This is a genomic window from Protofrankia sp. CiP3, from assembly GCF_917627345.1.
GTDB lineage: Bacteria > Actinomycetota > Actinomycetes > Frankiales > Frankiaceae > Protofrankia.
Genome location: NZ_CAKJTM010000150.1, coordinates 1 through 8,529 on the forward strand (window position 1 = coordinate 1; position 8,529 = coordinate 8,529).

An 8,529-nucleotide genomic window follows, 5' to 3' on the forward strand; every position below is an offset into this window, starting at 1 on the left:
AGTCGTGCCGCGTCGGCGATGGAGTGGTCCGCGAGCAGGTCTCGAAGGCGGGTGACGACTTCCCCGATCCGCTGGCTGATCTCGCTCACCTCGTCGCACTTGGCGAGATAGGTGATGAGGGCGTCGGTGTTATGGGGTGGCCGCGGGATGGTCAGGCGGCGGAGGCTGTCGGCGCTGAGGGCACGGACCGTCGCGCCGACGCTCCGCCGGGCCAGGGTGTCCTGAACCAAGTGGGTGCCGAGGTAGTAGTAGAGGTAGTCGGCCGAAAGCCAGTCCGCGGTCGGCCGCAGTCTGATCAGCGCGGTTCCGAACGCCCATCCCTCGTGGTCGGGCTCCACTATGGCTCGGTGGCCGCTGTCCCCGATCCGGCTGTAGACGATGTCTCCTGGCTGCAGCAAGTACTGGGCCAGATCCTTCCGGGCCGCCGCGCGGTCGATCATGTAAAGGTCGTCGGTCGCGATGCGGTGCTTGTTGATGTCGGGAGGTCGAAGTAGCGGGACCGCGTCCGACTTGCGGCTTCGAGGAAGATATTTTCGGCCGGATGGCCCGGTCTTCACATCGCATATGGTCCCAAGCTCGCAGGATCCCCGGCTGTCCGCTGCCGACGAATCCGGACCTAGTTCCGTGAGAAGACGGCGAAGTGTTTCGCGAGCGTCCGCGACCCGGTGGTTGAGTTCCTCAAGCTCCTCATGAAGGGCGTGCGCCGTCACGGTGACACTCTCGGTGGCGGGCGCGAACTGCGGAACCATCGGGAGATACAGCCTCGGCTCCAACCGGTAGTCCAGCTGCCCAATCTTTTGCACGGTTGCGGTGGCAGTGACGCCGTCCACCGGGACGTACTGTCCGGGTGGGCTGGCCGCCCACGTCTGGTAGGCGCCGACGATCGTGGCATGGGCCGTGTCGCTGAGCTGATGGCGCCGGTCGTGGGCGACCGCGCCTGTCTCCAGGCGGGTGGCGTCGATGAACAGCACCTCGTCGCGGCAAGGGCGGGTACGGCGATCGAGCACCCACAGGCTCACTCCGACGGGACTCTCGGAGAACAGCTTCGCGGGTAGCGCGATGACACAGCGGACGATTCCCGCGTTCACCATGTCACCACGGATCCGCTGCTGCTGCGGGTTGGTCTTCGCAGCGGCGCTGGTGGGCATGATGACAGTCGCCCGACCACGCTCGTCGAGCACGGACAGGCAGTGCTGCAGCCAGGCGAGATTGCCATCGTCCCGTGGCGGCTGGCCGAACTCCCATCGGTCGCTGCGGACGAATTCCGCGCCCCAGTCCTTCTGATTGAACGGCGGGTTGGTCAGGACGACGTCAAAGCTTCCGAGCAGTCCCGTGCCATGATGGCGTAGCGCGTTTTCTGGCCCCGGGCCCAGGTCGGCGGGCAGGCCGTGGATGGCGGCGATCAGCTTCGCCATCCGCCAGGAGTGTGCGCCGCGGGCCCGACCGTGCATGACCTGCTCGGGCTCGCTGGTCTCGGTACGTCCGGTCCGGGCCCGTAGTCCAGCGGCGATCAGCAGCTCCCCGGAGCCGCAGCAGGGGTCGTAGATCCGCTCGCCGGGACGCGGCGCCAGCAGATCGGCGACAAGACGGGCGACGGTGGGCCGGGTGACGAAGTCGGACCCCGGGCGCCTGCGTTCCTCCGCGTCTTGGTCGAGCACGTACTGGCTGACGACCGGCCCGATCTCCGCCTCCGGTACGCCCGCTCCCGGCAGTGTGCCGAGCGCGTTCTCCATGGCCCCGGCCAGATGCAGGATCCGCGGTTCTGGCGGCAAGCTGCCGAGAACATCACGAAGCACATCCCAGAGCCCGGCGGAGTGAACGTGCTGGGCCTTCATCATCGCCTCAAGCTGAGCGATGTCCGCGCCCTGCGCATAGGAGCGGCGCAGCGCGGCCCAGCCTTCGGGATCTGCCTGACGAAGATAGGCTAGGGCCAGCAGGCGCTCCGCCCGGGTTCCGGTGCTTGCCGAATCCCACATCGTCGAGAGCTGCTGCCACAGCGGCGACAGCAGCCGTCTGGACGCGGCCCCGTGGCCCGCACCGGAGGCCGCCGCGTCTGCCGGGGGCAGCCGCAGGCTCTCGCGGAACCGGTGACCGAACGTCGACCCCGATGTTTCGTCCGGCCGTCGACGCGGGCGATCGATCGTATGCGTGTCGAGCCAGATCGCGACCTCGACCGCCGCGAACCGCTGCGGGCTTGATCGACCTACCGGGTGCGGGAAGTTCGTGTACCGCCGCGCCCAGTTACTGACCGCCTGCGTCGTCACGCCGGCTGCTGAGGCGATCTCCTCCCGGGTCACGAGCCGTTCGGCCCCTTCACCGGTCATCCTTGGTCACCCCGTCGGGAGTGCAGCAGCCGAGCCAGCCGGCGCGTGCGGGCGTCGCTGCCCACCACCCAGCTCAGGAACCCGATGAGAGTGGCAGTGACGAGCACAACCGCCACCGAGCCCGGCAGCGACGGGCTCCATCCAAGACCCAACACGACCGGAGCGGCTCGAGGCAGCCGCCCATCCCCCCAGGGCCATCCCGGCAGTTTCCACGGCGGCCAAGGCCGCCCCGCACCCGTTGATCTCATGGCGGCAACGTTCGCAGACGTCCCCTGCCGCAATCAAGTGCGTAGTTCGCTTACGCCCTAATCTGTTTCATCGGCACACGCAGGACGCCGCCGGGCGTCGCGCTGTGAACGCGCGTGAGGCGGTGCCGCAGTCGTGCGGTCGTGGCCTGTCTGGGGGCGATAATGGTCGGGTGACCGTCGACCTGCGTGACAGCCGGATTGCTGAAGTGTGCCGGCGCTACGGCGTCGCCGAGCTGTCCGTTTTCGGCTCGGTGGCGCGCGGCGACGATATCGGTTCCTCAGACGTCGACCTACTGTATGTGCTGGCGTCCGACTCGACGCTTGGCTTCGAGATCGTCGATCTCCGAGACGAGCTCGAGAAGATCGTCGGACGTCGCGTCGACCTGGTGCCCAAGTCCCGGCTGAAGTGGGTCATCCGCGATCAGGTGCTCGCGGAGGCGAGGATCCTCTATGCGGCGTGACGAGCTGTATCTCGTCGACATGATCGAAGCGGCGGCGGCCGCGACGACGTTCGTCCAGGACGTCGATGAGGCCACGTTCGCAGCGAGCGACCTGATCCAGAGTGCTGTTCTCCAGAAGCTGCTGGTGATCGGCGAGGCGGCCGGGCGGGTCTCACCCGAGATCCGTGCTCGCTGGCCGGATGTGCCGTGGCGATCCGTACAGGCTTCCGCAACATCGCCGTCCATACATACTTCGACGTCGACTGGTCAATCGTGTGGCGCATCGCCACGACCGCGCTGCGCGAACTTCAGGAGCAACTGACAACGCTCCTCAAGACGGAGTTCCCGCTCGTCGCCAGCCAACTCGACCAGCCGCACTGACCACGAGCACATCGCCCTGGATCCGGAACCGCCGGAAAGCTGATAGTCCCGGGCGGATCGGGGCTGTGAGACCCCACCCGGTCGGGGTCGAGACGAATGCGGCCGAACCCGGTCCCGACAGGGGTTGGGGGGCCGGGTCCGGCCGCAGGTGAGCGCCTACCTAGTGCTGGCTACTTGAGGGCGACGCCTCCGGAGTTGCGGTAGGCGATCGTCTTGTTGATCAGGTTGCCGCCGTCGGTCTCGGGCGTGGTCTGTTCGGACCATCCCGCGCCGAACAGCAGGGCCGCGACATGGGCATCGGCCACCTGGGTCATGTGCGAGAACAGCCAGTCCACCTTGTCGTCCTGGTAGTGGCTGGGCGTGTTGTTCTGCGCCATGTTTCCCACCGGGATCTGCCACAGCAGCACCGGCTTGCCGACCGCCTCGGCCATCGTCTTGTAGAAGCTCAGGGCGGTGGCGGCCTTCTGGTCGGTCCAGAAGGTGTCCTTGCCCCCGTGCGCCGGCTGGGCGTACCAGCCCGCGTCCCGGTCGGAGATGTCGGTGACCAGGAAGTCGCCGGCGTTGGCGCCGAGGTCGACGTAGTCGCTCTTGCACTTCTCGATGTTGCTCTGCCAGTCGAAGCAGGACATGTGCAGGCCCACGCCGGCGTTCGGCGCGTACTTACGGGTCATCGCGATCATGCACTGGGCCAGGCCCGAGGCACTGTTCTCCTGGGAGCCGCAATCGGTCGAGTTCGCCGACCTCACCTGCGCCGGAACCTGGTGCAGATTGCCCAGCGATCGGGCGAAGCCCCAGAAGTCCGGCTCAAGGTCGATCAGGTCCCGCGACGTGCCGATCTTCTGCAGGAAGAACCGGTAGTCGTTCAGGTACTTGCCGAGCAGGTCGGCGTTGTTGATGACCTTGACCTCGTCCGGGCCCTCACTCAGGCCGGCCATACCTGCGACGTCGATCAAGGAGTACCAGTCCCAGACCATCCCCTGCGGGTGCGCCTTGCCCTGGTAGGTCGCCTTGGCCACGGAGTTCTCACGCACGGTGATCTGAGTACCGGGTGCGGTGGTGGGGCCGGTCCAGCACCCCCACCAGTTCGACCATGCCGGATCGCAGCGCGCCGCCGTGTACGCGGCCGGTGTAGGTGCGGGCTGGCTGTGCACGTAGCTGTACTGCAGGTCGAACGGAGCGGCGGACATCGAGGCGTCGGACATCGAGCCGCCGACCAGCACCGTGCTGCTGCCCATGAAGGTCTTGGTCGAGCTGCCGCTACTGGTGGGCGATGCCCCGCCCGGGGTGCTACTAGCAGCCGAGGAGGCCGACGAGGAGGCCGATGGTGTGGTAGCGGGCTGCGTGGTTACCGCTGAAACCGTCGGCGTCGGCGTCGGTGAAGGGCTAGCCGCGGATGTGGGCACCTTGATCGGGTTACACGCGGTGGCCACGCAGAGCGTCATGCCAATTCCGAGCATGACCGCAGCGGGCCGCCGGGACTGCGATGGTCGAGCTGCGGCACGGCGTCGTCGCGCGAGGGCGGACAGGGGCATGAACTCTCCGTTGTCGTGTCTACGCGACCGCGAGGTCGCACGGGTTGGGCCCCCAGCCGTTGCGACCTTAATGACAACCTTTGGGGCATGTCTACATCGATGCCCGAGTTGTTACCACCTTGAGCTGATGTAGGTGCCTCGTCGACGGTCGTGGCACCGTCATGAGACCACGGCCCTGCGGCGTCGACCCGGCCCGTGCCGACCGCGTCCTGGCCGCCGATTCTGGGGTGCGCCGGGACGGCAAGCTACCTGCCCGCATCCTGAAGGGTGCAAGTATGCGATCTCGCTGGTCAGGTGCTTGATCAGGCGGCTCGTTGATATTCGTGGAGGAGGCCGCCGAGGCGGTTGGCGCGTCTGATCGGGCCGCTCGGATCGCCGGCTGAGGCCGGCCGATCGGGCATGTCGAGGGCGAGGCGGTGGTGGGGCCGAGCGGTGTTATGGTGCTCGACGTAGATCGACAGGATCTGTTCCGCGTGGCGCCGATTCCAGATCAAGGTCCAGTCCAGGCACGCGGCGCGGACGGTGCGCACCCAACGTTCGGCGAAGGCGTTCGCGCGCGGCGCCGGACACGCTGGACTGCGACTCGGCCGAGGTGGAGGTCTACGGCCGTCAGAAGCGCGGTGTCGCCTATACCCACGACGAGAAGAGGGCCGGCCGGCCGTTGCTGGTCAGCTGGGCGCGCACCGGGCTGACGCTGGCGGCCCAGCTGCTCGCCGGCAACCAGGACCCGCGGCCGTTCGTGACCGCCCTGATGCGTCGAGCGTTGGCGGTGCTGCCTGATGCGGTGTGCGCGCCGCCACTGTTCCGGTGTGACAGCGCTTCTTCTCGGCCGGGTTCATGCGCGCCATGGTCGCCGCCGGCGGCGACTTCGCGATTGCCGCGCCGCGCAGCCAGGCGCTGTGGCGGGCGTATGCCGCCATCCCCGAAGACCGGTGGGTCGACGCCCGCGATATGCGCGGCGCGCAGGTCACCGCCTGCGACTACGCCCCGGCCGGTGCCCCGGCCGGCACCTACACGATCGTGCGACGGGTGAAGGTCCGCACCGACGAGGTCTCCACCGACCCGCGCTCCCGGCTGCGACGCACGATCCCGACCGGCCAGCTACAACTGATGCTCGACGGCGTCGCCGACCACGGCTGGGCCGTCAGCTTCCTCGTCACGAACATCCCCGCCGACGAGCCCGACGGGATCGTCGCCCTCGAGTGGTGGTTCCGCGGCCGCGCCGACGTCGAAACAAGGATCAAGGAACACAAGCTCGGCGCGGGACTACGGCACCTGCCCTCCGCCGACCCGACGATCAACCGGGTCTGGATGTGGGTGGCGATCCTCGCCGGCTGGATCTCCGCGTTGCTGCAGGCCATCACCGGCTACGACCAGCACACCGGCCGCGCGCACGCCCCGACCCTGCCAATCCCCGGTGGCCTCGCCCCGCGCCAGACCCATGAATCCAGGACCACGCCAGGACACCACAGAACCCGGCCAGGCCGGGCGTGTCATCCCTCATCTGCCCACAGCACGTCATATGTGTGAACACACACCACGACGGCGCGGGCTCCCCGGCAAGCCGGACCGGTGAACACGAGGGCCGCAACGTCCGACAACTCAAGAACCGCCAGCGTCGAGGGTATCTGTCCGGAAAAGCCGGAACCCGTCGACGCGGGGCGCAGAACAGGCCAGTGTTCAACGATCTGCTGGAAAAGCATGTGTCGCCTTGACCGCTTGATTCCGCCCGATCTGACCGTCGCCGGCGCTGTCACCCATCCGATATCTGTCTGACGGTGCAGGGTGAGCGCCTGCCGCAGGTCCGCAATGTCCTGCCCGCGAGGGCTTCGAGCCGGGCCATCCGGATGAGGCCACGCGGCCGGATCACGGCCGGCTTCCGGCCTGGTCGTAACCGCCTCCGGGCCGGCACGATCATGAAGCTGGCGAGCTTGCCGACCCAGACAGCGTTCGCATTGTGCGAGCTTGACGTTAAGAGCGACCGGCAATAGGGGACGCCGCGTCGCGGGGCTGGGGCACGCCCTGCTCTCAGTGCGACGCCGTGGCGGGAACGCGAAGCGGCACCGTGCGCGGCGGCCAGTCACCTCGCCGCCGCCACGAACCGGCTTGGACTGGCTGAGCCCGTCGACCCGGCGTCGCGCCGCTTTCATTCCCGCGATATCCAGGTGCTCGGCGCGCAACGCCTCACCCGTGCGCTGATCGAGGCGATCGGCGATCCGCGGCTGCGAGTCCTCCTCACCCGCCTCGGACACCGGTCCGACGGCCCGCTCGGCCAGCTCCCTGGCGCGATCGACCAGGCCATCGACAGCGTCGAGATCCTCACCTAACCGGATCGCCGCCGCGACTACGCACCCGTGCTTGGACTCGGGGCCTGAGAGTCCCGGCGCGCTGGTCCAATGGCGCGCGGACGTCGGGCGCATCGTTCGTGCTGGGGGCGCGGTGTCCGTCGGCGGATAGCTAGCAGCAAGCCGCCGACATAGAATCGAGCGAAACGAGCATGTCGATCGCGACGATCGTCTTGGAGGCCGTTCATGACCTCATCGAACCGAACCGAACCGCTCCACGACGAGACGTACCTGCCCGACGAGGACACGGGCGAGATCATCAACTTCCTGGCCGCGCTTCGCGACCGCGGCCGGCAGACCGCCGACCCGCGGCCTCGGCTCACCGGCCCGGATGGGCACAGCGTCGAACTTCCCGAGCCGATGTTCGACGTCCTTGTGCAGGTCGCCGCGGCAATGAAGGCGGGCCTGGCCGTCACGGTGGCCCCGCACCATCTGACTATGTCCACCCAGGAAGCCGCCGATCTGCTCCGGATCTCCCGCACCACCCTGGTTCGGCTGCTGGAGAGCGGCGTAATCCCGTTCGAGAAGCCCAGCCGCCACCGCAAGGTCCGCCTCGACGACCTCCTCGAGTACCGTCGGCGCCAACGCCACGCCGCCGCTCTCGCCTTCGCTGACATGGTCGCCGACACCGAGCGTCTCGGCCTCTACGACGTCAGCCCCGGCGAGACCCGGGCTGCGCTGAAAGCCGCCCGCAAGAAGACCGAAGGCTGACCAGATGTTCTCCGCGCTACTCGGCACCTGCGTCCTGGTGCCCAGCAGGGCCCGCGAGGTGCGGCGTGAGCCGCATGGTAGGAATCCCTGTCCTTCAGGGTAGGGAGGACGTCAGGAGGGAGCGCCTCGGCGGCGGATCCAGGACAACAGCCGGCGTTGGGTGCGCTCTTGAGCCTGTACCGTGCTCCGTGGCGCGTGGCCGAGACCGGGGATGGGCTCCAGCGGTTCCAGCCGACGGATGGAACCGACGCCGTCGAGTTCGCCCATCTCGAAGCGACGCAGCTTCACTACCCACCACAGCACGGAACCGACCCCGCCGCCTGAGGTCTTGTACGCCCCATCAGGCAGAACGACTATCCACCCTCCCTGGCCGCTTTGCACGACCGTTGCCAAAGCCGACCCGGTGGCCACCTCCCACAACCGCACCGACCCCCCGTCGCCGCCGCTGGCGAGGGTCGCCCCGTCTGGGGAGAACGCCACCGATGACACCGCGCCGTGGTGGCCGGTCAGCTCGCGCAGCTGCCGTCCGGTCGCCACTTCCCACAACC

General features: G+C 68.1%; 7 protein-coding genes and 2 pseudogenes. 5 read left to right on the forward strand and 4 right to left on the reverse strand.

Annotation, left to right across the window (positions count from 1 at the left end):
* Window positions 1-2,324 (reverse strand): N-6 DNA methylase (locus MJ797_RS24740; protein ID WP_239341814.1); only part of this gene is annotated, 2,324 nt, incomplete at its 3' end.
* Between the two features lie 418 nt (window positions 2,325-2,742).
* On the opposite strand from MJ797_RS24740, the gene MJ797_RS24745 reads away from it, so the two are divergent.
* Window positions 2,743-3,033: a nucleotidyltransferase family protein gene (locus MJ797_RS24745; protein WP_239341817.1), complete on the forward strand. Its 291-nt coding sequence runs from the start codon at window positions 2,743-2,745 to the stop codon at window positions 3,031-3,033.
* 19 nt (window positions 3,034-3,052) lie between these two features.
* Window positions 3,053-3,393, forward strand: a pseudogene (locus MJ797_RS24750) (DUF86 domain-containing protein).
* A 170-nt stretch (window positions 3,394-3,563) separates the two neighbouring features.
* Here MJ797_RS24750 and MJ797_RS24755 read toward each other — a convergent pair.
* On the reverse strand, window positions 3,564-4,613 hold the full coding sequence (locus MJ797_RS24755; protein WP_239341820.1) for a hypothetical protein: 1,050 nt from the start codon (window positions 4,611-4,613) through the stop codon (window positions 3,564-3,566).
* A 614-nt stretch (window positions 4,614-5,227) separates the two neighbouring features.
* Window positions 5,228-5,473, reverse strand: a pseudogene (locus tag MJ797_RS24760) (integrase core domain-containing protein); the annotation flags it as partial.
* Window positions 5,474-5,771: 298 nt separating this feature from the next.
* Between MJ797_RS24760 and MJ797_RS24765 the strand changes: the two are divergent.
* The 3 genes from MJ797_RS24765 to MJ797_RS24775 all read left to right on the forward strand — a co-directional run bounded on the left by MJ797_RS24765 (window position 5,772) and on the right by MJ797_RS24775 (window position 7,981).
* Window positions 5,772-6,455, forward strand: a complete 684-nt coding sequence (locus MJ797_RS24765) for a transposase (protein WP_239341826.1) — start codon at window positions 5,772-5,774, stop codon at window positions 6,453-6,455.
* 635 nt (window positions 6,456-7,090) lie between these two features.
* Window positions 7,091-7,252 (forward strand): hypothetical protein, encoded by a 162-nt coding sequence (locus MJ797_RS24770; protein ID WP_239341829.1) that lies wholly within the window; start codon window positions 7,091-7,093, stop codon window positions 7,250-7,252.
* 204 nt (window positions 7,253-7,456) lie between these two features.
* Window positions 7,457-7,981: a helix-turn-helix domain-containing protein gene (locus MJ797_RS24775; RefSeq protein WP_239341831.1), complete on the forward strand. Its 525-nt coding sequence runs from the start codon at window positions 7,457-7,459 to the stop codon at window positions 7,979-7,981.
* A 111-nt stretch (window positions 7,982-8,092) separates the two neighbouring features.
* Here MJ797_RS24775 and MJ797_RS24780 read toward each other — a convergent pair.
* The coding region (locus MJ797_RS24780; protein ID WP_374582940.1) for a WD40 repeat domain-containing protein at window positions 8,093-8,529 on the reverse strand (437 nt) is incomplete at its 5' end.

What these genes read in the sequence shown, in the direction of transcription:
- MJ797_RS24765 (WP_239341826.1), top strand. Translation starts at nt 5,772, where the DNA reads ATGGTCGCCGCCGGCGGCGACTTCGCGATTGCCGCGCCGCGCAGCCAG.
- MJ797_RS24775 (WP_239341831.1), top strand. Translation starts at nt 7,457, where the DNA reads ATGACCTCATCGAACCGAACCGAACCGCTCCACGACGAGACGTACCTG.